Origin of the sequence: Streptomyces sp. NPDC058796 (assembly GCF_042745235.1) — a bacterium.
Classification (GTDB): domain Bacteria; phylum Actinomycetota; class Actinomycetes; order Streptomycetales; family Streptomycetaceae; genus Streptomyces.
Genome location: NZ_JBHYOP010000001.1, coordinates 910,810 through 932,419, shown reverse-complemented (window position 1 = coordinate 932,419; position 21,610 = coordinate 910,810). Strand labels below are relative to the sequence as shown.

Sequence of the window (21,610 nt, the reverse complement as noted above, 5' to 3'; positions counted from 1 at the left end):
CATGCCGCTGACCACCACCGACTACGACAACGGCGGGGACCTCGCCAAGTACACCGACTCCCTGATCGCCTCCAAGGACTCCCGGGAGCCGGACTGGGGCACCCTCTCCTTCCAGGAGAAGGCGGGCCCGCAGTACAAGCGGGCGCAGATCCGCTACGTCGGTTCCGGCGCCACCGGCAACCACGAGAACGACGGCCGCATCCTCCCCTCCGGCGGCTTCACCTTCTCCAACATGCTGCTGCCGCCCGGCGCCGAGGGTCCCGCCCACACCCACCACGACGTCGAGGAGGCCTTCTTCGTCCTGGAGGGCCAGGTCCGCGTCGGCATCCACCGCGGCCCCGACGAGACCGAGTACCGCACCCTCGGCTACCGCGACATGATCGTGGTCCCGGCCGGCGTGACCCGCTCGCTGAAGAACGAGGGCGACACCGACGCGCTGTTCTGCGTGATCATCGGCACCCAGAAGCCGCAGGTGCCGACCTACCCCGAGTACTCCCCGCTGTACGGCGTCACCCGTGACTGACCCGGCGACCGGGCGCCGCACGGTCGTCGTGACCGGCGCGGGCCGTGGCCTGGGGGAGGCCATGGCCCGCCGGGCGGCGGCCGACGGGTACCGGGTCGTGGTCGCCGAGCTGAACGAGGAGTGGGGCTCCCGTACGGCGGCGGCGATCCGCGAGGCGGGCGGCGCGGCCGAGTCCGTCGCGCTGGACGTCGCCGACCCGGCCTCCGTCGAGGCGCTGGCCGCCCGCCTCGCACCCGGCGGCCCGGTGTACGGGCTGGTCAACAACGCGGCCCTCGCCAACGGCGTGGGCGGCCGGGAGTTCCAGGACATCGACGTGGAGACCTGGGACCGGCTGATGACCGTCAACGCGCGCGGCCCCTGGCTCGTCGCCAAGCACCTGCTGCCCCTGATGTCCGGCCCCGGACGGATCGTCAACATCGCCTCCGACGCGGCGCTCTACGGCTCCCCGCGCCTCGCCCACTACATCGCCTCCAAGGGCGCCGTCATCGCCCTGACCCGGGCGATGGCCCGCGAGCTGGGGGAGCGCGGCATCACCGTCAACGCGGTGGCGCCGGGTCTCACCGAGGTCGAGGCGACCGAGACCGTACCGGCCGAGCGGCACGCCCTGTACGCGGCGAACCGCGCCATCGCCCGGCCCCAGCGGCCGGACGACCTGGTGGGGCTCGTCTCCCACCTCCTGGGCGAGGAGTCCCGCTACCTGACCGGCCAGGTGATCGCCGTCAACGGCGGCTTCACCATGCACTGAACCCCCCTCTCCTCCGTCCCCACCGTCAAGGAGCACCCATGGATCTCGGCCTCGCCGACCGCACCGTCCTGGTCACCGGCGGCAGCTCCGGCGTCGGCCTGGCCACGGTCCGCGCCCTGCTCGCGGAAGGCGCCCGCGTCGCGACCTGCGGGCGGGACGCCGACCGGCTCGCCAAGGCGGCCGCCGGCCTCGGCGCCGGTACGGACCGCCTCTACACCGGCGTCTGCGACGTCCGGGACGCCGACGCCGTGCGGGACTTCACCGAGCGCGCCGCCGACCGCCTCGGCGGACGCCTCGACGGCCTCGTCAACAACGCGGGCCAGTCGCGGATGAAGTCCCTCGACGAGACGTCCGGGGACGACTGGCGCGACGAGCTGGAACTGAAGTTCTCGGGCGTCCTCAACCCCCTCGCCGCCGCCCGCGCCCACCTCCGCGCCTCCGACGCCGCCGCGATCGTCAACGTCAACGCCGTCCTCGCCAAGCAGCCCGAGACCCGGCTGATCACGACGAGCGCCGCCCGCGCCGGCATCCTCAACCTCTCCGCCTCCCTGGCCCGCGAACTCGCCCCCGAGGGCGTCCGCGTCAACTCCGTCTGCCTCGGCCTGGTCGACACCGGCCAGTGGACCCGCCGCCACGCCGCGGCGGACAGCGGACTGACGTACGAGGAGTGGCAGGCGGAGATCGCCGCCGACCGGGGCATCGCGCTCGGGCGGCTCGGCCGCGCCGAGGAGGTCGCCTACGCGATCGTCTCGCTGCTCTCCCCGCGCGCCTCCTACATCACCGGAACCAGCATCGACGTCTGCGGCGGAGTCGGCCGCGGCATCCTCTGAGGAGTACGCATGCGTTACGACCACGGTGGCGGACTCCTCGCCGCCCACCTCAAGTCCCTCGGCGTCGACACCGTGTTCGGCATCGTGTCCGTGCACAACCTGCCGCTGGTGGAGGCCGTCGAGGCCGACCCGGAGCTGCGGTTCGTGCCGGTGCGCCACGAGGCGAGCGCCGTCAACGCCGCCGACGCGTACGGCCGGGCCCGCGGCTCCGTCGGCTGCGCCCTCACCTCGACCGGCACCGGCGCGGGCAACGCCGCCGGGTCCCTGATCGAGGCCCTGTCGTCCGGGACGTCGGTGCTGCACGTCACCGGGCAGGTCGAGTCGGCGTACCTGGGCAGCGGGCGCGGCTTCATCCACGAGACCAAGGACCAGCTCGGCATGCTCGCCGCGGTCTCCAAGTACGCCGCGACCGTCACCTCCGCCCGGGACGCGGGCCGCGTCCTGCGCGAGGCGTCGACCGCCGCGCTCACCGCGCCGGGCGGGCCCGCGAGCGTGGAGTGGCCGATCGACCTGCAGTACGCGGTCCAGGAGGACGACGGGGACGACGCCCCGGTCGTCGGCCTCCCGGTGCCGGACGCGTCCCGGCTGGCCGCGGCACGCGACCTGCTCGCCACCGCCCGGCGCCCGCTGATCTGGGCCGGCGGCGGGGCCAACACCGCCCGCGACCAGCTCCTCGCCCTGCTGGAGGCGACCGGCGCCGGTCTGCTCACCTCCAACTCCGGCCGGGGCTCCGTACCCGAGGACCACGACCAGGTCATCGGCAACTTCGCCACCACGCCCGCCGCCCGCGCCCTCCTCGCGGACGCCGACGTCGTCGTCACCGTCGGCACCCACTTCCGCTCCAACGAGACCGCCGACTACGGCCTCGGGCTCCCCGAGGCGCACATCCAGATCGACGTCGACGCCGCCGCCCTCGGCCGCGTGTACCCCGCGCCGTACGCCCTCCAGGGCGACGCGGCCGCGGTCCTGCCGAGGCTCACCGAGACGGCCGTACGGGCCGACACCGAGTGGACGGACCGGGTCCGGCGGGTGCGGGAGCAGGTGCGGGCCGCCCTGCACGACGGCATCGGCCCCCAGGCGGCGATCTGCGACGCCCTCGCCGCCGCCCTGCCGCGCGGAGCGGTCGTCGCGCGGGACGTGACCATCCCCTCGTCGGCCTGGGGCAACCGCCTCCTGCCCATCCACGACCCGCGGGCCAACGTCTTCCCGCGCGGCGGCGGCATCGGCCAGGGCCTCGCCATGGGCATCGGCGCCGCCCTCGCCCGCCCCGACGAGCCGGCCGTCGTCATCGCCGGGGACGGCGGGCTCGCCGTCCACCTCGGCGAACTGCTCACCCTCGCCCAGGAACGGCCCCGGCTGACGCTCATCGTCTTCAACGACGGCGGGTACGGGGTGCTGCGCAACATGCAGGCCACCTACACCGAACGCCGCTCCGGCGTCGACCTGTTCACGCCCGACTTCGCGCGGCTCGCCGCCGCCTGCTCCCTCCCGTACGCGCGGATCGGCGACGCGAGCGAGGCCGCGAAGGTGATCGACGCGGCCGTCGCCTCCGACGGGCCGACCCTCGTCGAGGTCGACCTGGCCGCGCTCGGCCCGATGAAGAACCCGTTCACCCCGCCCGTCAAGATCCCCGCCCGGTAGGGAGGCCCGCCGACATGAGCACCACCGAAGAGCAGGAACTGGACCTCCTCGTCCACCGCACGACCTGGGAGGCGGAGGGCGTCCTCTCCGTCGAACTGGTCCACCCGGACGGCAAGCCGCTGCCCGCCTGGACGCCGGGCGCCCACCTGGACCTGCACGTGGGCGGCCACGTACGCCAGTACAGCCTGTGCGGCGACCCGGAGGAGACGGGTGTGTACCGGCTCGGCATCCTCAACGAGCCGGCGTCGCGGGGCGGTTCGCGCCACGTGCACACCAAGGTGCGGCCCGGCCAGACTGTGCGGGTGGCCGGGCCGCGCAACCACTTCGCCCTCGAACCGGCCCCCTCCTACCTCTTCGTCGCCGGCGGCATCGGCATCACCCCGATCCTGGCGATGGCCCGCCGCGCCGACCGGGACGGCATCCCGTACCGCCTGGTCCACGGCGGCCGCACCCGCGCCTCGATGGCGTTCGGCGGCGAACTGGCCGCGCTCGGCGGCGAGGTGACCCTCGTCCCGCAGGACGAGCAGGGGCACATCGACGTGGCGGGCGTCCTCGCGGACCTCCAGCCCGGCGCGCTGGTGTACTGCTGCGGTCCCGAGCCGCTGCTGAAGGCCGTCGAGGAGGCGGCGCCGCAGGGGCGGCTGCGCACCGAGCGGTTCGCCGCGCCCGCCGCGGCACGCGACGACACAGACGACAGCGCCTTCGAGGTCGAGTGCCGCACGTCGGGCGTCACCCTGAACGTCGGCCCCGGCACCTCCATCCTGGAGGCCGCCGAGAACGCCGGGCTCAGCGTCGCCTCCTCCTGCCGCGACGGCATCTGCGGGTCCTGCGAGACCCGCGTCCTGGCCGGCACCCCCGACCACCGCGACTTCCTGCTCAGCGACGCCGAACGCGCCACCGGCGAGACGATGATGATCTGCGTCTCGCGCTGCGCCTCGGACCGCCTCGTCCTGAACCTCTGACCACCTACGGAGTACGCCGTGCCCGAGACCACCTGGCCCTACCTGGAACCGCACCAGACCCGCGACCACGAGCCCACCCCGTACGAGACGAAGCTCGCGCGCACCCTCGAGGACATCTTCACCAAGGACGGCCACGGACTGTCCGACGTGATCGACGGCCTCAACTCCCGCCAGCTGCGCACGCCCACGGGCGAGCCGTGGACCGAGGAGTCCTTCCGCGCCGAGATGCACCGACTGGGAGCCTGACATGACCCTCTCCACCCGCGACACCGCCGACCACATCTACGCCCACGGCCTGCGCAACCAGTGGCACCCCGTCGTACCGTCGAGTTTCGTCGATCCCGGCGGCATGCGCAGGGTGACCGCCCTCGGCGAGAACTGGCTGCTCTTCCGCAAGTCCGACGGCGGCCTCTCCATGCTCGCCGACCGCTGCCCCCACCGCGGGGCGCCCCTCTCCCTCGGCAAGCACCTCGGCGACCGGGTCGCCTGCTGGTACCACGGCGTCGAGGTCGACGGCACCGGCACGGTCACCTCGGTCCCCGGCCTGCCCGGCTGCAATCTGGAGGGCAAGACCCTCGTCAGCTCGCTGCCCGTCCGCGAGGCCGGCGGCGCGATCCTCGCCTACTTCGGCGACGAGGAGCACCCGGAGCCGGTGGAGCTGACCCTCCCCGAGCCGCTCGCCGACGAGGAGATCTCGGCCTTCCTCTGCTACGCCGAGTGGGACGTGCCGTGGCGGTTCGCCATGGAGAACCTGCTCGACCCGATGCACGGCGCGTTCCTGCACTCCGAGTCGCACACGATGTTCGCCGGCGACACGTCCGCCAAGTTCCGCATCCGGGAGACCGAGCGGGGTTACTTCTTCGAGAAGACCGACCAGCGGGGCGTCAACTTCGACTGGGTGGAGCTGTGCCACACCGGTGTCGACTGGGTGGACCTGTCCATCCCCTACCCGCCGTCGGCGGGCCCCGGCGGCCCCTTCGGCATCGTCGGCATGGCCTGCCCCGTCGACGCGGGCCGCACCGGCGTCTTCTTCTGGCGCTACCGCAAGGTGAGCGACTGGCAGCGCGACACCTGGCGGTTCCTCTACAAGACCCTCATCGAGGCCCGCCACTGGGAGGTCCTGGAACAGGACCGGGTCATCCTCGAAGCCATGCCCGCCGACGCCGACCAGCGGGAGAACCTCTACCAGCACGACCTGGGCGTGGTCCGCCTGCGCCGCCTCTACCAGGCCCAGGCGGGGCGGCAGTCGAAGGCTCAGCCGGTCTCGGCGCGCTGAGCGGGGATGTCGTCGGAGTCCACGATGGAACGCTCCAGCTTGGACAGCAGCCGGCCCAGCTGACGGCGCTCGGCGGGTGAGAGCCCGCCGAGCATCCGGCGCTCGTTCTCCAGGTGCTCGGCGAACACCTCGTCCACCTTCGCCAGCCCGGCCTCGGTGAGCCGCGAGTACACCACGCGCCGGTCACCGGCATCGCGCTCGCGCACCAGAAGGCCGTCCTTCTCCAGCCGGTCCAGCCTCAGGGTCACCCCGGCCGAGGAGATCAGCCCGGAGTCCGCGAGCTGCCCGGCGGTCAGCCGGTACGGGGCGCCGGCCCGGCGCAGCGCGGTGAGCACGTCGAACCCGGCGACGGACACGCCGTGCTCGTCGAGCCGCGAGGTCATCCGCGACTGGTACTGCAGGTACGACCGGTGCAGCCGGGCCAGCACCTCCAACGGCGACGTGTCCAGCTCGGGTCGCTCCCGCGCCCAGTCCTCGACGATCCCCGCAACGGCGTCCGGCCGCTTCGCCGCCCTGCCCTGAGCCATGTCTTCCCCTCGCGGCATGTGTTCGGTATTGAAATCTTAGCCCTAAGGGATACGGCGAACAGGCCCCGGAGCGAAGCCCTCAGGGCCGCCAGGCGACCCGGTGTTCGGCCAGGTGCGCCAGCACCGCGTGGTTGGCCTCCCACCCGTCCGGGAACTTCACCAGCGTTCCCAGCTGGACCGGCTCCGTGGACGGGTAGTCGTCCAGCAGCTCGCCGATCCCTTCCCGGCAGACCACGACGCACGCGTGCCGGTGCCGGGAGGTCAGGACGCACAGGCGGCCCGTCTCCAGGTGGAAGGCGGTGGCGTCGGGGCGGCCCGACAGCGGGTGCAGGACGACGGTGACGTCGTACTCGCGGCCCTGGAGCCGGTTCGCCGTGTCGACGGTCACCTCGGTCACGCCCAGGCCGGCCAGCGCCGCCCGCACCGCCGCCGCCTGGTCGCGGTGCGCCGTGCCTACGGCGACCCGGTCGGCGGTCAGGGGGACGGGGTCCGGCGCGCGTTCGGACGTCGCCGCGCCCTCCCGGTCGAGGAGCCGCCGGACCACCTCCGCCACCGCCCGCACCGCCTCGGGGTCGGTGCGCGGCGTGTGCCGCGCGGGCAGCTCCAGCAGGCCCCAGCCCGAGCGGGCGGCCTCGTCGATCACCTGGTCGGGGCCCGAGCCGTCCGAGGGGACGGAGAAGGCGAGACTCCGGTCGCCGTGACCGGTGCCGCTGCGGAACGGCGTGTACGGGTAGAACGCGTCGGAGACCAGCGGCGCCGCCGAAGCGGGGAGCCGCCACGACACCGGCAGCCGGTGCTGCGGCAGGGCCGGATTGTGGGCCAGCAGCGTCGTCACGGCCGAGGCGGACGGGTCGTGGGACAGGCCCGCCCACTGCTCGCTGCCGACCGTCGCGAACGGGTCCAGCTGACCCGGGTCGCCCACGAACAGCGCCCGCTCGAACAGCCCGGCGACCGCCAGCAGCGAGTCGGAGCGCATCTGGTACGCCTCGTCGACGATCGCGTGCCGCCACGGCTCGTCCACCTTGACGTGCGCCCACTTCGCCGCCGTCGACAGCACGACGGCCAGCCCGGCGAGATCGGCGGCCTTCGCCGACTTGCGTACGTTGTCCAGGCCGTCGAGCGCCTTGTCGTAAGGGTCGGCGTCGCTGCTGTGCAGGCGGCCCACCGGCAGGTCCGGGTTCTTCTCGGCGAGGCGCAGGACGAGGTCGTCGACCTGGGCGTTGGTCTGCGCCACGACCATCAGCGGGCGGCCCGCCTCGGCCAGCTCCAGCGCGGCCCGTACGACGAGCGTGGACTTGCCGGCGCCGGGCGGGGAGTCGACGACGACGCCGCGCTCGGCGCCGTGCAGCGTGTCGTGGAGGATCGCGGCGGTCGCGCGGGCGGCCTCGGCGCCCGGGTCGAAGGCCGGGGCGGCGGCGGGGACGACGGGGGCGGTGTCGGTGGTCACAGGAGGTCCTCCTCCGTCTGGGCGTCCGCGGCTTCCGGCACCGCGGCCGCCTCGCCGGGCGGCCCGCCGTGCGTCCACGGGGTCTGTTCCGGGTCGGGCAGCTTCGCCCCGCCCCGCTGCTCGTGCTCGAAGAGCGTGAAGCAGACCCGGTCGCCCTTCTCCGGCACCGAACCGGCCCCGGGCTCCCTGCCACGCCCCATCCTGTCCACGACGCGCAGCACGAGGACCCCCTCCTCCTGCTGCCCGACGAACTCGGCCGCCTGCGGCTTGCCGCCCAGCGACCGGTAGACCTTCACGCGCTCGCCCAGGTGCGGCCGGTCGTCCGTGCGGACCGTCACCAGCGGGCGCGGGCTCGGCCGCTTGCTCTCGCTGTACGCCATCACGACGTCGGTGACCTCCCCGGCGAACGCCTCCCCGGCCAGCCGCCGCCCGGCCATCACCAGCGGATCGTCCAGGGCTTCCTGGGCCTCCAGGCGGGCCTGCTCCCGCTCCCGCGTGGCGAGCTTGTTGGCGGCGGTCACCGCGTCGTCGCGGCGCGGCTGCGGGGGCTCGCCGGACAGGATGCGGTCGCGGTGGGAGGTGAAGGACCAGCGGTCGCGGGTCCAGCGGTCCTCGACATGCGCGCCGGGCGGCAGCTCCCGCAGCAGGTCCAGCCCCCGCCACACCGCGTCCCAGGTGGGGCGCGTACGGCTCTCGACGAGCGCGCGGATCTCCCGCTCGGCGGCGGTGAGCGCACCGAGCCGGTCGTCGGCCTCCACACCGTCCTCGGCGGCGGCGAACGCGGTGCGGGCTCGGTCGTAGCGCTCGACGGCGGGCGCGAGCAGCTTGTTGTCGAAGGCCGGGTCGGTGGCCGGGCCCGCGGGCGGGCACAGCAGCTGGCCGTCGGCGTCGCGGGCCAGCTCGGCCCGGCGGGCGGCCTCCGCACCGGTCCGTCCCGCCTCGTCCGGGGCGATCCAGGCGAGCAGCGCGCCCAGGTGCTGGTCCTCCAGCGTGGACTGACCGGTCGCCCAGTGCCGGCCCAGCAGGTCGGTCATGGCGAGGAGCAGGGAGGAACCGGGGACCCGGGCCCGCTCGCCGTAGTGGGTCAGCCACCGGCCGAGCAGCGGCACCCTCGGCGGCGCGGGGTGCGGAGTCTGCGGATCCTGCTCCGCCGTACGCCGGAACCGCATCGACCGGCCCAGCAGCCGCACGAAGTCGACACCCCCGCGGGACGGCACGATCAGCTGCGCGGCGTCCGCGCACAGGTCGACCTCGACCTTGACCCGCTTGCCCGTCTCCGGGTCGGTCTCGGTGCGCTCGGCGGCCTCGACGCCGTCCGCGTACGCCTCCACGTGCGGCAGCACGATGCCGGCCAGCTCGGCGAGGAACGCGAACCGCAGGTCGCGGTCGCGGGGCTGCGGAACGACCAGCAGGTGCGGCGCGTCCCGGTCGGTGCCGACCAGGGCGCCGAGCGGGGCACCGGCCTCACCGGCGGTGGTCAGCGGCACGAAGACCAGCGGGCGGTCGGACAGGTGCCGGTGCCGGACGGTGGCGGCGGGCTGGGCGCGGCCGGTGCGCACGGCCTCCAGCCGGGCCAGCGTGGTGATCAGGGACATACGGCCGCCCCCGGCGTCCCGGTACCGGCCGTCGCGAGGGCCTCCGCCCGCAGCTCCGCAGCCCGGCGCAGCGCGGCCACCACCGGATCGTCCGGGTCACCGGCCTCCCCGCGGGCCGCCGCCAGCACGTCCTCGACCGTCGACAGGCCGCCCAGCTCTGCCCGCACCGGCCGGCCCAGCGAGGTCACCGCGCCGGCCTCGCGGGACCGGGCACGGCAGTGGAAGGCCAGCTCGCAGGCGGACAGGCACTCGGGCGCGTACGTCGCAGGCACCGCCTCCACGGCGGCCGTCAGCTCCTCGGCCGGCAGCCCGGGGGAGAAGCAGACGCCCTCGGGCAGCGTGTCCGCGATGTCCTCGACGCGGGTCAGCCGGGCCAGCTGCCGGCCGGTGACCGCGCGCTGCTTGCGCACGTCGACGGCGGAGGCGGTGGGCAGGTTGGAGAAGTCCTTCGGGCAGACCAGCAGGACGCGGTGGCGCACGCGCGGGGCGGGGTCCAGCCGGGCGGCGACCCGCTCCAGGGCCAGCACGTACACCGCGGCCTGGCGTGCGGCGGCGCCCACCTTGGCCGGATCGGCGGAGCCGTCCAGCACGGGGAAGGACTTGATCTCCACGACCGTCCAGCTGCCGTCCGGATGCACCACCACGGCGTCCGGCTCCAGGAAGGCGGGGGAGCCGGCGACGTCCAGGGCGAGCATCGGGTGGTCGAGGAGCGTCCACGTACCGGGGGCGCCCGGCGCCTTCGGAGTGCCGCCGGGCGCGTCCGCGGTGGCGGCGGCGGCCTCCCGCAGCGCCAGCGCCGTCCGGGCCGCGCGGCCCTCGGGACCGGTCGCGGACAGGTCGGGCACGTGCGCGCCGGCGGGCGGCTCGGCGCCCCGGTCGAGCTTCTCGTGCACCAGCCTCAGCAGCTCGGCACCGCCGTCCGCCTTGACCCGTGCCTCGAAGGCGTTGCCGCGCGTGAAGGCGAACTGCGACTGCCCGAAGACCGACGGCGAACCCAGCGCGCTCGCCAGCGAGGCCTTGTCCACCCCGGCACCGTCGAGGATCGCCCGCCGCCGGCAGCCCGGGTTGGCGGCGAGGGCGGCCAGCGCCCGTGCGTCCAGCGCCTTGGCCGGTACGTCCGGGCCGCGCAGCTCAGCGAGCCGGTGCCGGAGTCTCGTCCCCCGCGTCCGAGGGGGAGGGGTCCGGCTCGGCTCCTCGTGCCGGCCGCTGCTCGCGCTGCCGTGGAAATCGCTCACCCGCGGAAGTCTGGCATCCACCACTGACAACCGGGGAACCCGCGCCCTCGGTGACCGGTGCGTCGGAGGAGCCGAGCGCGTCCGGTGCGGGGGCGGAGCCGGATGCGGCGCGCGTCGCGAAGCGTGCCGCGACCAGGGCCCGCGCCCGGTCCGAGGTTCGCATCACATACGGCGTGAGCAGCAGCCCCGCGCCCATCACGGCCGCGCCCGCGACCGCGTCGAGGAAGTAGTGGTTGGCGGTGCCCATCACCACGATCGTGGTCACCAGCGGGTAGACGACGCCGGCCACCTTCGCCGCGCGCGTGCCGCCGTGGCGCCACAGCATCACCCCGCACCACAGCGACCAGCCCACGTGCAGGCTCGGCATGGCCGCGTACTGGTTGGTCATCCCGCCCAGACCGCGCGGCGCGCTCGCCTCGCCGCCCCACCAGCCGTACGAGCTGTACTGGGCCATGGTGTCGACGAACCCGTGGCTCGCCTCCAGCAGCCGGGGCGGGCAGGTGGGCAGGAGCGTGAAGCCGATGAGACCGATGAACGTGGAGGTCATCAGCCAGGTCCGGGCGGCCCGGTAGCGCACGGCGCGGGAGCGGAAGATCCAGATCAGGAGCACCGGGGTGACCAGGTAGTGCAGTGACGCGTACCAGAAGTCCGCCGGGACGCCGATCCACGGCTCACTGGTGAAGAGACGGTTGAGAGGGTGCTCCGCGTTGAGGTACAGCGCCTTCTCTATGCGCAGGACGGCCAGACCGTGGTCGACCGCGTCGGAGACGTCGCCCCGCACGAGGAGGCGGCCCGCGGAGTAGCAGGCGTAGACGAGGAGGATGAGCGGCAGCTCGGTCCACCAGCGCAGCCGAGTCTTCGGGGTCGCCGGGGTCGCCTCGGTGCCCGGTGCCTCGGTGTGCGGCAATCCGATCGCCCTCCCCCTTCGTCCTCGCTTGCGCCTCGTTGACACGGACGTGCCACTCTACGGCCTGTGCGCGTCCGCTTCACGGAGCGCCCTCGGCCCTGATAGACGCGGGCATCGCCCCCCGGGTTGCCCGTGCGGGGCGTGCGCGATGATGGAGATGTCCGCTCAGACATTTCTCCCGGAAAGGCCCCCTTCATGGCACCGCGCATCCTGCTGGCCCGGCACGGACAGACCGAGTGGTCGCTGTCCGGCAAGCACACCGGCAGGACCGATGTGCCGCTCCTCGAGGAGGGCCGGCGCGGCGCGAAACTGCTCGGCGAGCGGCTGCACCGCGCCCCGCTGGAGGGACTGCCCGGCGTCGAGGTGCGCACCAGTCCGCTCGCCCGCGCGCGGGAGACCTGTGAACTCGCCGGCTTCGGCGAGCGCGCTCAGGTCTGGGACACGCTGATGGAGTGGGACTACGGGGCGTACGAGGGCATGACGCCGACCGAGATCCAGGCCGTCCGGCCCGGCTGGCTGATCTGGCGGGACGGGGTGCCGCAGGGGGAGAGCCTCACGGACATCACCGCGCGTGCGGACGAGGTCGTCGCGTGGGCGCGGGAGGCGGACCGGGACGTCCTGGTCTTCGCCCACGGGCACATCCTGCGGTCGATCGGCGCGCGGTGGCTGGGCCTGCCACTGGACTTCGCGGCCCGGATACGGCTGAACCCGACGTCGCTGTCGGTGCTGGGGTGGGCGTACGGGGAACCGGCGCTGGAGAGCTGGAACGACTTGGGGCACCTGGCTGGCTGAGCGCGTGGGCGGTGCGGATCTCCCCTCCGGGGCGAAGCCGCGGGCGGGGAGGGCGCCCCGCGGCGCCGGGTCGCGGCACCGCCCGTCGGCCCGCACCGACGCGGGTCATGCTCACGCAGACCGCGGCAGCGCCCCGTGGCGGTCCAGGAAGGCCGACACCCCCGACGCCCGCCGGTGCGGCAGCAGCACCCGGGCCGTGCCCGCCAGCATCGTGTGGATGCGGGAGGACTGGACCTCGCCCAGGAGGTCCAGGACCCGCAGCCCCGCCCCGGCCGCCTCGTCGGGGCGGCCGCCGCGGGCCAGGTCGTCGGCCAGTTCCGCCGAGTACAGCGCGAGGTTGCGGGTGAAGTGCGGGTCCTGCAGTCCGGCCGCCCGGCGAGCGTGCCGGGCGGCCCGGGGCCAGTCGCCCAGGGTCGACCAGCACTGCGCCTCCAGGCCTTCCAGCTCGGCCTCCCCGTAGAAGCTCATCCACTCGGGGTCGGCGTCCGAGGGGCCCCGCCCGAACAGCGCCTGTGCCCGGGCCAGCGCCTGCTCGCAGCCCACCCGGTCGGCGAGTCCCGCCCAGCCGCCCGCCTCGCGCAGCGCGAGGAGCGACATCAGCCGGGCCGAGCCCAGCGGGCGCGCGGCGCGCTGCGCGGCCTGGGCCGCCCGGACCGCCTCACGCGGACGCCCGGCGTCGCGGGCCAGGAACGCCATGTTGCAGAAGGCGTGCGCCTCCAGCGCGGGATCGCCGGTCATACGTGAGGTGGCGAGCGCTTCGGCGTAGTGGGAGCGCGCGTCGTCGAAGCGCCCGGAGTCGTGCGCCAGCCAGCCCACGGAGATCGCCAGTTCCCCCGCGCCCGCGTACAGCCGGTCCGCCGTCGCCTGCCGGGTCGCGCCCGCGTCCAGCAGCGCGTACGCCGTGCGCAGCGGGGCCGCCGCGCGCCGGTAGAGGCCGTCCGCGCCGTGCCGGTCGTCGAGCAGCCTGATCCGGCGGACGGCTTCTTCCAGAGCGCCCGCGTGACCCGCCCCGGCCCTGCGCGGGGGGCGTCCGGCCGCCGCGGCGTCGTGGGCGAGCCCCAGGGGGCCCAGCGAGGCGGCGGCCACCGTGGCACCGCTCGTCATGAATGCGCGACGCAGCACGTCGCTCTCCTCGTTGTTGTCGTGCGTGTCGTACGGGTACTGCCGGTCCTGCGTGTCCCGCGTCTCCTGCGTGTCATACGGCTCCCGCGCCCCCGGCGTCTCACTCGCGGCGCGCGCCCGGCGCCCGCGCACCGACGAGCGGGGCGCGAACCCCAGGTCGGTGAGCGTGCGGCCGGGGAACATGTGCAGGAACACCCGCTCGTACGCGTAGTTGGGGCAGCGGATCTCGCCCGCCTCGACCCGCCCGATGTAGCGCGCGTCACAGCTGACCCGTTCGCCGATCTCGCGCGCGGCCCGGCGCACGGCCGCCGCGAACTCGGCCGGCGAGCGCTTCCCGCGCAGCCGCCGGAAGGCGAGGTTGGGCCGCGGTGGCCGGTCGGGCTGGGCGGAGGTCACCGTTGACGACGCCATGGCCGGGTCCTCTCGTGCGAACCGTCGAACCATGCCGGGGCAGGAGGGGACGCGCGGTCGTTCCTCCGTCCGTCAGCCCTGTTCCCGGCGAGCAAGAACGTACCGGCTGTGACGGAACGGCCACGCGGTGTTTGGCTACAAACCGGATATCTCATCCACGATCTGCCATGAAGTGCCATCCTTTGCGGCTGACTTGCGCCGTAGCCGTTGACGTTCCGCCGCGTTGAACCTGGTGGACCGGGAGGCCCCCCGACTCCCGACCCGCTCGTCCAAGGAGGAGTTCCGTGGTGGAGGCCGGGATGGATACCAGACGGATCAGCGAACCCGCCTGCGATGCCTGCGACGTCGTCACCGTGCCGACCCGGCAGGGCCTGGAGGCGGTCGACATCCTCAGGCGGGGCACCGGTGACGGGGTGGGCCCCGTGATCCACGACGACGGCTGCGACACCCTGGGTTTCCTGGTGCCCTCGGGCACGGCCGCCGCCTGGGACGTACCCGGCAGCACCTGCACGGAGACGGACGGCCGCGGACTGCGCCTCGCCCCGGAGCCTCCGGTGGAGGGCTCGGACTGGCTGCTGCCGCCCGGGGAGGCGGACCCGGCCACCGACCCCGCCGTACTGCGGGCCGCGCTGGGCGAGGCGGCCCGGCTGATCGAGGCCGCGGACAGCTGCCGCTGAGCCGGATGACGGCCCGCTCCCGGCGTCGTCCGATAATGGGCCGATGGGAAGGTCCAGGAACACCCGCTGCGGGCGCGCGGCCGTCGAAGCCGTCGTCGAGGACGTCGACGGCGGGCGCGCCGAACTGGTCCCCGACCGGGAGCGGCCCCGGGCCTGGACGCTGCTGATCGACGGCGCCCCGCAGTCGCACGTCGACCTCGACGACCCGGCGCACCTGTCCTTCGAGTACCAGCGCCGCATCGGTCACGTCATCGACCTGGCCGCCCCGCCCGGCAGGCCCGTGCACGCCGTGCACCTCGGCGGCGGCGCGTTCACCCTCGCCCGCTACGTCGCCGCCACCCGTCCCCGTTCCACCCAGCAGGTCGTCGAGCGGGACGCCGGTCTCGTCCAGCTGGTCCGCCGCGAGCTGCCCCTGGACCCCGGTGCCCGGATCCGGGTGCGCTCCGCCGACGCCCGTGCCGGGCTGGCCAAGGTGCCCGACGGCTGGGCGGACCTGCTCGTCGCGGACGTGTTCGGCGGGGCCCGCACACCGGCCCACCTGACGTCCGCCGAGTTCCTCGACGAGGTCCGGCGCGCGCTCGCGCCCGGCGGGGTCTACGTCGCCAACATCGCCGACGGCCCTCCGCTGGCGCACCTGCGCGGCCAGATCGCCACCGTCGCCGCCCGCTTCCCGGAACTCGCCCTCGTCGCCGACCCGGCCGTACTGCGCGGCAGACGCTTCGGCAACGCGGTCCTCGTCGCCGCCGACCACCCGCTGCCCGTCGCCGAGCTCACCCGGCGGGCCGCCTCCGACCCGCACCCCGCGCGCGTGGAACACGGCCGTGCGCTGAGGGACTTCACCGGCGGCGCCGCACCCGTGACGGACGCGGCGGCGGTGGACTCGCCCGCCCCGCCGGACTCCGTGTTCCGGTGAGCCGGCCGAACCGGCGCCGGAAAGCTCCTCAGTAGCTGCCGATCTCCACCCTCGGCGGCCCGTCGTGCCACGTGCAGAAGACCGACACCCGGTCCGCGCCCGAGGTGAACTCCACCCGGATCCACGACTCCGTCTTCCACACCTGCATCGACCAGCCCGCCCCCGGCGTCGCCGACACCAGGGACGCGGACGACGTGCCGAGGTCGAACACCGCGCGGCCCCCGTCGGTGTCGTAGCCCCGGACCCGGCCCGACGTCGCGGGCGCGGGGCTCGTCGGGTCCCCGGGCGGCGCGGTGGACGGCGCGGTCCGCGACGGAGCGGGGCCGGGATCGCGGGGCGTTCCGCCCGGCGCGGCCGACGCGCTGACCGACGGTGAGGGCGAGGGCGACGGCCGGCTGGTGGACGACGCGAGCGATTCCCCGCCGTCACCCTCGCCGTCGTCGTCCTTCCCGTCCCGGACGCTCGCGTCGGCCGCCGTGATGGGCAGCGCGCGGGGGGCGTCGTAGGCCGTGCCCGCCATCACCGTGTGGACGCCCCACCACGACAGGGTGACCGCGGCGCCGGTGGCGAGCAGCCAGGCGATCACGTGGACGAGTCCTCTGCGCATCGCGGCCATACTGCCTCACCCGTCCCACGCGTGTCGCGCGAACGTGCTGTGACGCGGGCCCGGCCGGAGTTGTCCACAGGCCCGCACCGGGCCTCTTCGCATGGCGTACGGTGCCGCCCATGGCAAGTGTGCTCGTGGTCGAGGACGACCAGTTCGTACGCTCGGCGCTCATCCGGCAGCTGACCGACGCCTCGCACACCGTGCGCAGCGTCGGTACGGCACTGGAGGCGCTGCGCGAGGTCGCCCATTTCCGTTTCGACGTGGTGATCCTGGACCTCGGACTGCCCGACCTGGACGGCTCCGAGGCGCTGAAGATGCTGCGCGGCATCACCGACGTGCCCGTCATCGTCGCCACCGCCCGCGACGACGAGGCGGAGGTCGTACGGCTGTTGAACGCGGGCGCGGACGACTACCTCACCAAGCCGTTCTCCGTGGAGCACCTGTCGGCCCGGATGGCGGCCGTGCTGCGCCGGGCCCGGTCCGGTCCCGCGGAGGCGGCGCCGGAGACCGTGATCCGGGTCGGCGGTCTCACCGTCGACCCCCTGCGCCGCCAGGCCGAGCTGGACGGCGCCCGGCTCGACCTGACCCGCCGGGAGTTCGACCTGCTCGCCTTCCTGGCCGGACGGCCGGGAGTCGTCGTCCCGCGCAAGGAGCTGCTCGCCGAGGTCTGGCAGCAGTCCTACGGCGACGACCAGACCATCGACGTCCACCTGTCCTGGCTGCGGCGCAAGCTGGGCGAGACCGCTGCCCGGCCCCGCTATCTGCACACCCTGCGCGGTGTCGGTGTGAAGCTGGAGCCGCCCGCCGCCCCCTCGCCCGGTGCGGAGCCCCCACGATGAGGTGGGCCCTGGTCAAGGTGTCGCTGGCGGTCACCGCGATGGTCGTGGTCGCCTTCGCGGTCCCGCTCGGCCTGGTCATCCGCGAGATGGCCCGGGACCGCGCCTTCTCCAACGCCGAGCGCGAGGCCGCCGCCGTCGCCCCCGCGCTGTCCATCACCACCGACCGCGACCAGCTGGAGCGCGTCGTCGCCTCCGCGGGGTCCGATGCCGGGATGGCCGTGCACATACCGGGACTGGACGCGCGGACCGACGCCGCCGGCATCGGCCGGCAGCGCGCCACCGACCAGGACATCACCGCCGTGCGCGAGATGGGCCGCGCCTCCACCACGGAGGTCGAGGGCGGTTCCACCCTGCTCCAGCCGGTCGCGCTCAGCTCCGGTGAGATCGCCGTCGTCGAGGTGTACGTCCCGGAGTCCGAGGTCACCAACGGCGTCGGCACGGCCTGGGCGGTGCTGGCCGCCGTCGGCGCCGCCCTGATCGTCGGCTCGGTCGCGGTCGCCGACCGGCTGGGCGTACGGATGGTGCGGCCCGCGCAGCGCCTGGTCGAGGGCGCGCACGAACTGGGGGAGGGGAGACTGGGCGCCCGGGTGCCGGAGGAGGGGCCGGACGAACTGCGGCGCGCGGCCGTCGCGTTCAACTCCATGGCCGACCAGGTGGTCCAGCTGCTGGCCAACGAACGGGAGCTGGCCGCCGACCTGTCCCACCGTCTGCGCACCCCGCTGACCGTGCTGCGGCTCAACGCGGCCTCGCTCGGCGACGGGCCGGCCGCCGACCAGACCCGGGCCGCCGTCGAGCAGTTGGAGCGCGAGGTCGACACGATCATCCGCACCGCGCGGGACGCCAAACCGCAGACGGCCGCGGCCGGTCCCGGCGCCGGGTGCGACGCGGCGGAGGTGGTCCGGGAGCGGATGGCGTTCTGGTCCGCGCTGGCCGAGGACGAGGGCCGCAAGTGGCGGGTGGCCGGCGCCGACCGGCCGGTGCGGACACCCGTGGCCCGCGCCGACCTGGCCGCCTCCCTGGACGCCCTGCTCGGCAACGTCTTCCGGCACACCGCCGAGGGCACGGCCTTCGCGGTCGACCTGCACAACGGCGAGGACGCGGTGATCGTCCTCGTGTCGGACGCGGGCCCCGGCATACCCGACCCGGAGGCGGCGATGGCCCGCGGCCGGGGATCGGGCAGCGACGGGTCGACCGGGCTCGGCCTGGACATCGTGCGCCGGCTGGCGGAGTCGACCGGCGGCGACGTACGGATCGGCTCCTCCGTGCTGGGCGGCACCGAGGTGCGGATCTGGATCCAGCTGGACGGGCGGGCGGCGCCGGAGCGGCGGCGCGGGCACCGCGGCAGCGTGCGGCGCCGCCGCAACCCCCGGCCGATCTCCTCCTTTAATCGGTCCCGATCCCTCCCTTAAGCGCACCCTAAGATCGTCAACCCCCGCCCGGATCCGTCCCTTTGCCCGTTTCCGGCTCGCTAGCGTGCTGCCGCACCCACCCCCCCACACGTCCCCCACGGGGCTCCGTGAACAGCGAAAGCAGGCACGCGATGAGCACGCACCGGCGCAGGATCAGTGGCAGGAACAAGGCGATCGGCTCCGTCGTCGCCGCGGCCGTGGCCGGCGGTGGGGCGCTGATGTTCACCGGCTCCGCGCAGGCGGCCGCGGTCGGAGCCGCGTACACCAGGACCAGCGAGTGGTCGACCGGCTACACCGCCCAGTACGTCGTCACCAACAACAGCGGGCAGTCGGACCAGGACTGGACGCTCGAGTTCGACCTGCCCTCCGGCGCGAAGCTCGGCTCACTGTGGAACGCCGAGTCGAGCGTCAGCGGCCGGCACGTCACCGTGACCCCGCCGAAGTGGGACACGGACGGTCTGAAGGCCGGCGAGTCCGTCACCGTCGGCTTCGTCGTCGACGGCACGGGCGACCCGGCCGGCTGCCTCGTCGGCGGTGCCGCCTGCTCGGCGGACGACGGCGCCACTCCCGAGCCCAGCGGCCGCCCCGCCACCGAGCCCCCCGCCCCGACGCCCACGCCGACCCCCACCACCCCCGCCCCCACCGAGACCCCCGGCACCGGCACCGGCAGCGGTTTCGCCCCCTACGTCGACACCTCCCTCTACCCGGCCTTCGACCTCGTCGCGAGCGCCGAGGCGACCGGCGTGAAGAACTACAACCTCGCCTTCGTCACCGACGGCGGCGGCTGCACCCCGAAGTGGGGCGGCGTCACCGATCTCGCGAACGACGCGGTGGCCGGCCAGATAGGCGCCCTGCGCGCCGAGGGCGGCGACGTACGCGTCTCCTTCGGCGGCGCGGCAGGCTCGGAGCTGGCCACCACGTGCACCTCGGCGGAGGCGCTCGCGGCGGCCTACGGCAAGGTCGTGGACACCTACGGACTCACCAAGGTCGACTTCGACGTCGAGGGCGGCGCCCTGCCGGACACGGCCGCCAACACCCGCCGCTCCCAGGCCGTCGCCGCACTGCAGAAGCAGCACCCCGGCCTCGACGTCTCCTTCACCCTCCCGGTCATGCCCGAGGGCCTGACCCAGGCCGGCGTCGACCTCCTCGCCGACGCGGAGCGGAACGGCGTGCGGATCGACGCCGTCAACATCATGGCGATGGACTACGGCCCCGCCTACAGCGGCGACATGGGCACCTACGCCGAACAGGCCGCCACCGCCACCCAGGCCCAGCTCAAGGGCGTACTCGGCCTCTCCGACGCCGAGGCCTGGAAGACGGTCGCCGTCACCCCGATGATCGGCGTCAACGACGTCGTGACCGAGGTCTTCGAGGTCGACGACGCGACGCAGCTCGTGGAGTTCGCCGAGTCCAGGGGCCTCGGCTGGCTGTCCATGTGGTCCGCGACCCGCGACAAGGCCTGCCCGGGCGGCCCGAAGCCCGCGGCCGACGCCACGTGCAGCTCCGTCGACCAGCAGCAGCACGCCTTCACGAAGGCCTTCGCCACCTACGGCTGACCCGGCGCACACCCCACGAGCAGGGGCGCGGCATCCCCCGTGGAGTGCCGCGCCCCGTCTCCGTCCCCGGGGAACAGCGGCCTACTCGGCCGACTCCACCGGCGGCAGCGTCCCCGTGCGGGCCGCCCGTCCGTACCACAGGGCGCTCGACTTGGGCGTCCGCTGCTGGGAGACGTAGTCGACGTACACCGCGCCGAACCGCTTCTCGTAGCCGTAGGCCCACTCGAAGTTGTCCAGCAGGGACCACAGGTAGTAGCCGCGCACGTCGGCGCCGTCCGCGATGGCCCGGTGGACGGCCCTGAGGTGGCCGTCCAGGTAGGCGACCCGCTCGGGGTCGTGCACCGTGCCGTCGGCGCCGGGCTTGTCGTCGTAGGCGGCGCCGTTCTCGCTGATGTACAGCGGCAGGCCGGGCGCCTCCCGGTGGTAGCGCATGATCAGCTCGTGCAGGCCGGTCGGGTCGACGCTCCAGCCCATCTCCGTACGCTCGCCCGGCGGCTGGTGGAAGGCCACGTCGTCCGCGGCGGGCCACGGGGAGTGGTCGCTCTCGCCGTGCCCGTCGGCGCGCGGGGCGCGCGAGTCGGCGTCGGCGGCCGAGACGACGGTGGGCGTGTAGTAGTTGAGACAGACGGCGTCGAGGGGCTGGCGGATCTGCCCCAGGTCGCCGTCCTGGACGAACGACCAGTCGGTGACCGGTGCGGTCGCCTCCAGCAGGGTCCGCGGGTAGGCGCCGTGCAGGATCGGGCCGTGGAAGATGCCGCCGGACAGGTCGTCGATCTTCTGCGCGGCCGCCAGGTCCGCCGGGCTCTGCGACAGCGGCCGGACCACGGAGGTGTTGAGGCTGATCGCCACCGAGTTGCGGGCCGGCATCACCGAACGCAGGGCCACGGTGCCCAGGCCGTGCGCCAGGTTCAGGTGGTGCGCGGCCCGCAGCGCGGCCGCCGGGTCGGTGCGGCCGGGGGCGTGCACACCGGAGGCGTAGCCGAGGAAGGCCGCGCACCACGGTTCGTTGAGCGTGATCCACTGTTCGACGCGGTCGCCGAGCGCCTCGCCGACGATCTGCGCGTACTCGGCGAACCGGTACGCCGTGTCCCGCTCGGGCCAGCCGCCCGCGTCCTCCAGCTCCTGCGGCAGGTCCCAGTGGTAGAGAGTGACGGCCGGCTTGATCCCGGCGGCCAGCAGCTCGTCCACCAGGCGCCGGTAGAAGTCCAGGCCGCGCTGGACGGCGGGGCCGCGGCCGGTCGGCTGGACCCGGGGCCAGGAGACGGAGAAGCGGTAGGCGCCGAGCCCCAGCTCCTTCATCAGCGCCACGTCGTCGCGGTAGCGGTGGTAGTGGTCGACAGCGATGTCACCGGTGTCGCCGCCGGCCGTCTTCCCCGGGGTGTGGCTGAAGGTGTCCCAGATCGAGGGGGTGCGGCCGTCCTCCCGCACCGCTCCCTCGATCTGGTACGCCGAGGTCGCGGCGCCCCAGAGGAAGGCAGGGGGGAAGGTCACCGGGGTCACCGGCGTTGCGGACTCAAGCATGGAAGCGCTCCCATAGAGGGGTCGTGGCGGCCGCCCGGGTCGTGGGAGACCGACGGGCGGATCGTGGAAGACCGA

Annotated in this window: 21 protein-coding genes; 13 read left to right on the top strand and 8 right to left on the bottom strand. The window is 74.4% G+C overall.

The features are described from left to right. The first annotated feature begins 1 nt into the window (after position 1). The 7 genes from ACFW47_RS04125 to ACFW47_RS04095 are packed head-to-tail and all read left to right on the top strand — an operon-like array spanning position 2 to position 5,977. Complete coding sequence (locus tag ACFW47_RS04125) at positions 2-523, top strand: cupin domain-containing protein (RefSeq protein WP_386285993.1); 522 nt, start codon at positions 2-4, stop codon at positions 521-523. Next, positions 516-1,268 carry an SDR family oxidoreductase gene (locus ACFW47_RS04120; RefSeq protein ID WP_386285991.1) on the top strand — a complete coding sequence of 251 codons (753 nt, stop codon included), beginning with the start codon at positions 516-518 and terminating at the stop codon, positions 1,266-1,268. Before ACFW47_RS04125 ends, ACFW47_RS04120 begins: the two co-directional genes overlap by 8 nt. Positions 1,269-1,306: 38 nt before the next feature. Next, positions 1,307-2,098: an SDR family oxidoreductase gene (locus ACFW47_RS04115; RefSeq protein ID WP_386285989.1), complete on the top strand. Its 792-nt coding sequence runs from the start codon at positions 1,307-1,309 to the stop codon at positions 2,096-2,098. A gap of 9 nt (positions 2,099-2,107) precedes the next feature. After that, positions 2,108-3,739 carry a thiamine pyrophosphate-binding protein gene (locus ACFW47_RS04110; protein WP_386304680.1) on the top strand — a complete coding sequence of 544 codons (1,632 nt, stop codon included), beginning with the start codon at positions 2,108-2,110 and terminating at the stop codon, positions 3,737-3,739. 14 nt (positions 3,740-3,753) lie between these two features. Beyond that, entirely contained in the window at positions 3,754-4,701 is a 948-nt protein-coding gene (locus ACFW47_RS04105; RefSeq protein ID WP_386285985.1) for a PDR/VanB family oxidoreductase, read from the top strand. A gap of 18 nt (positions 4,702-4,719) precedes the next feature. Beyond that, a complete protein-coding gene (locus ACFW47_RS04100; RefSeq protein WP_386285983.1) occupies positions 4,720-4,947 on the top strand; it encodes a recombinase-like helix-turn-helix domain-containing protein in 228 nt (75 codons plus the stop codon). A gap of 1 nt (position 4,948) precedes the next feature. After that, positions 4,949-5,977, top strand: coding sequence for a Rieske 2Fe-2S domain-containing protein (locus tag ACFW47_RS04095; protein ID WP_386285980.1), 1,029 nt, complete (start codon positions 4,949-4,951; stop codon positions 5,975-5,977). Here the strand turns inward: ACFW47_RS04095 and ACFW47_RS04090 are convergent. From ACFW47_RS04090 to ACFW47_RS04070, 5 genes are all read right to left on the bottom strand, one after another. After that, positions 5,956-6,504, bottom strand: a complete 549-nt coding sequence (locus tag ACFW47_RS04090; protein ID WP_386285978.1) for a MarR family winged helix-turn-helix transcriptional regulator — start codon at positions 6,502-6,504, stop codon at positions 5,956-5,958. The two genes, ACFW47_RS04095 and ACFW47_RS04090, sit on opposite strands and share 22 nt — an antisense overlap. A 79-nt stretch (positions 6,505-6,583) precedes the next feature. Beyond that, positions 6,584-7,951, bottom strand: a complete 1,368-nt coding sequence (locus ACFW47_RS04085) for an AAA family ATPase (protein WP_386304677.1) — start codon at positions 7,949-7,951, stop codon at positions 6,584-6,586. Next, positions 7,948-9,546 (bottom strand): hypothetical protein, encoded by a 1,599-nt coding sequence (locus tag ACFW47_RS04080; protein ID WP_386304675.1) that lies wholly within the window; start codon positions 9,544-9,546, stop codon positions 7,948-7,950. The genes ACFW47_RS04085 and ACFW47_RS04080 overlap by 4 nt, the downstream gene beginning before the upstream one ends. Beyond that, the gene (locus ACFW47_RS04075; protein ID WP_386285972.1) at positions 9,537-10,781 is read right to left on the bottom strand and encodes a hypothetical protein; all 1,245 of its coding nucleotides are present in this window, start codon (positions 10,779-10,781) and stop codon (positions 9,537-9,539) included. Before ACFW47_RS04075 ends, ACFW47_RS04080 begins: the two co-directional genes overlap by 10 nt. After that, positions 10,678-11,688 carry a phosphatase PAP2 family protein gene (locus tag ACFW47_RS04070; RefSeq protein ID WP_386304674.1) on the bottom strand — a complete coding sequence of 337 codons (1,011 nt, stop codon included), beginning with the start codon at positions 11,686-11,688 and terminating at the stop codon, positions 10,678-10,680. Before ACFW47_RS04070 ends, ACFW47_RS04075 begins: the two co-directional genes overlap by 104 nt. A 195-nt stretch (positions 11,689-11,883) precedes the next feature. On the opposite strand from ACFW47_RS04070, the gene ACFW47_RS04065 reads away from it, so the two are divergent. After that, on the top strand, positions 11,884-12,480 hold the full coding sequence (locus ACFW47_RS04065) for a histidine phosphatase family protein (protein ID WP_386304671.1): 597 nt from the start codon (positions 11,884-11,886) through the stop codon (positions 12,478-12,480). A gap of 111 nt (positions 12,481-12,591) precedes the next feature. Here the strand turns inward: ACFW47_RS04065 and ACFW47_RS04060 are convergent, their stop codons facing one another. Next, entirely contained in the window at positions 12,592-14,013 is a 1,422-nt protein-coding gene (locus ACFW47_RS04060) for a hypothetical protein (protein ID WP_386285966.1), read from the bottom strand. A 299-nt stretch (positions 14,014-14,312) separates the two neighbouring features. On the opposite strand from ACFW47_RS04060, the gene ACFW47_RS04055 reads away from it, so the two are divergent. Together ACFW47_RS04055 and ACFW47_RS04050 are read left to right on the top strand one after the other, a co-directional pair. Further along, on the top strand, positions 14,313-14,690 hold the full coding sequence (locus tag ACFW47_RS04055; protein WP_386285964.1) for a hypothetical protein: 378 nt from the start codon (positions 14,313-14,315) through the stop codon (positions 14,688-14,690). Between the two features lie 43 nt (positions 14,691-14,733). Next, a complete protein-coding gene (locus ACFW47_RS04050) occupies positions 14,734-15,603 on the top strand; it encodes a spermidine synthase (protein WP_386304670.1) in 870 nt (289 codons plus the stop codon). A gap of 28 nt (positions 15,604-15,631) precedes the next feature. Here ACFW47_RS04050 and ACFW47_RS04045 read toward each other — a convergent pair whose 3' ends face one another. Next, positions 15,632-16,210 carry a hypothetical protein gene (locus ACFW47_RS04045; protein ID WP_386304669.1) on the bottom strand — a complete coding sequence of 193 codons (579 nt, stop codon included), beginning with the start codon at positions 16,208-16,210 and terminating at the stop codon, positions 15,632-15,634. Between the two features lie 119 nt (positions 16,211-16,329). Between ACFW47_RS04045 and ACFW47_RS04040 the strand changes: the two genes are divergently transcribed. The 3 genes from ACFW47_RS04040 (at position 16,330) to ACFW47_RS04030 (ending at position 20,014) form a co-directional block, all read left to right on the top strand. Further along, positions 16,330-17,049, top strand: a complete 720-nt coding sequence (locus ACFW47_RS04040; protein WP_386285958.1) for a response regulator transcription factor — start codon at positions 16,330-16,332, stop codon at positions 17,047-17,049. Continuing rightward, a complete protein-coding gene (locus ACFW47_RS04035; RefSeq protein ID WP_386285956.1) occupies positions 17,046-18,458 on the top strand; it encodes a sensor histidine kinase in 1,413 nt (470 codons plus the stop codon). The genes ACFW47_RS04040 and ACFW47_RS04035 overlap by 4 nt, the downstream gene beginning before the upstream one ends. Before the next feature lie 131 nt (positions 18,459-18,589). Continuing rightward, positions 18,590-20,014: a cellulose binding domain-containing protein gene (locus tag ACFW47_RS04030; protein ID WP_386285954.1), complete on the top strand. Its 1,425-nt coding sequence runs from the start codon at positions 18,590-18,592 to the stop codon at positions 20,012-20,014. Between the two features lie 81 nt (positions 20,015-20,095). Here the strand turns inward: ACFW47_RS04030 and ACFW47_RS04025 are convergent, their stop codons facing one another. Beyond that, positions 20,096-21,535 (bottom strand): GH1 family beta-glucosidase, encoded by a 1,440-nt coding sequence (locus tag ACFW47_RS04025; protein WP_386285952.1) that lies wholly within the window; start codon positions 21,533-21,535, stop codon positions 20,096-20,098. Positions 21,536-21,610 lie beyond the last annotated feature (75 nt).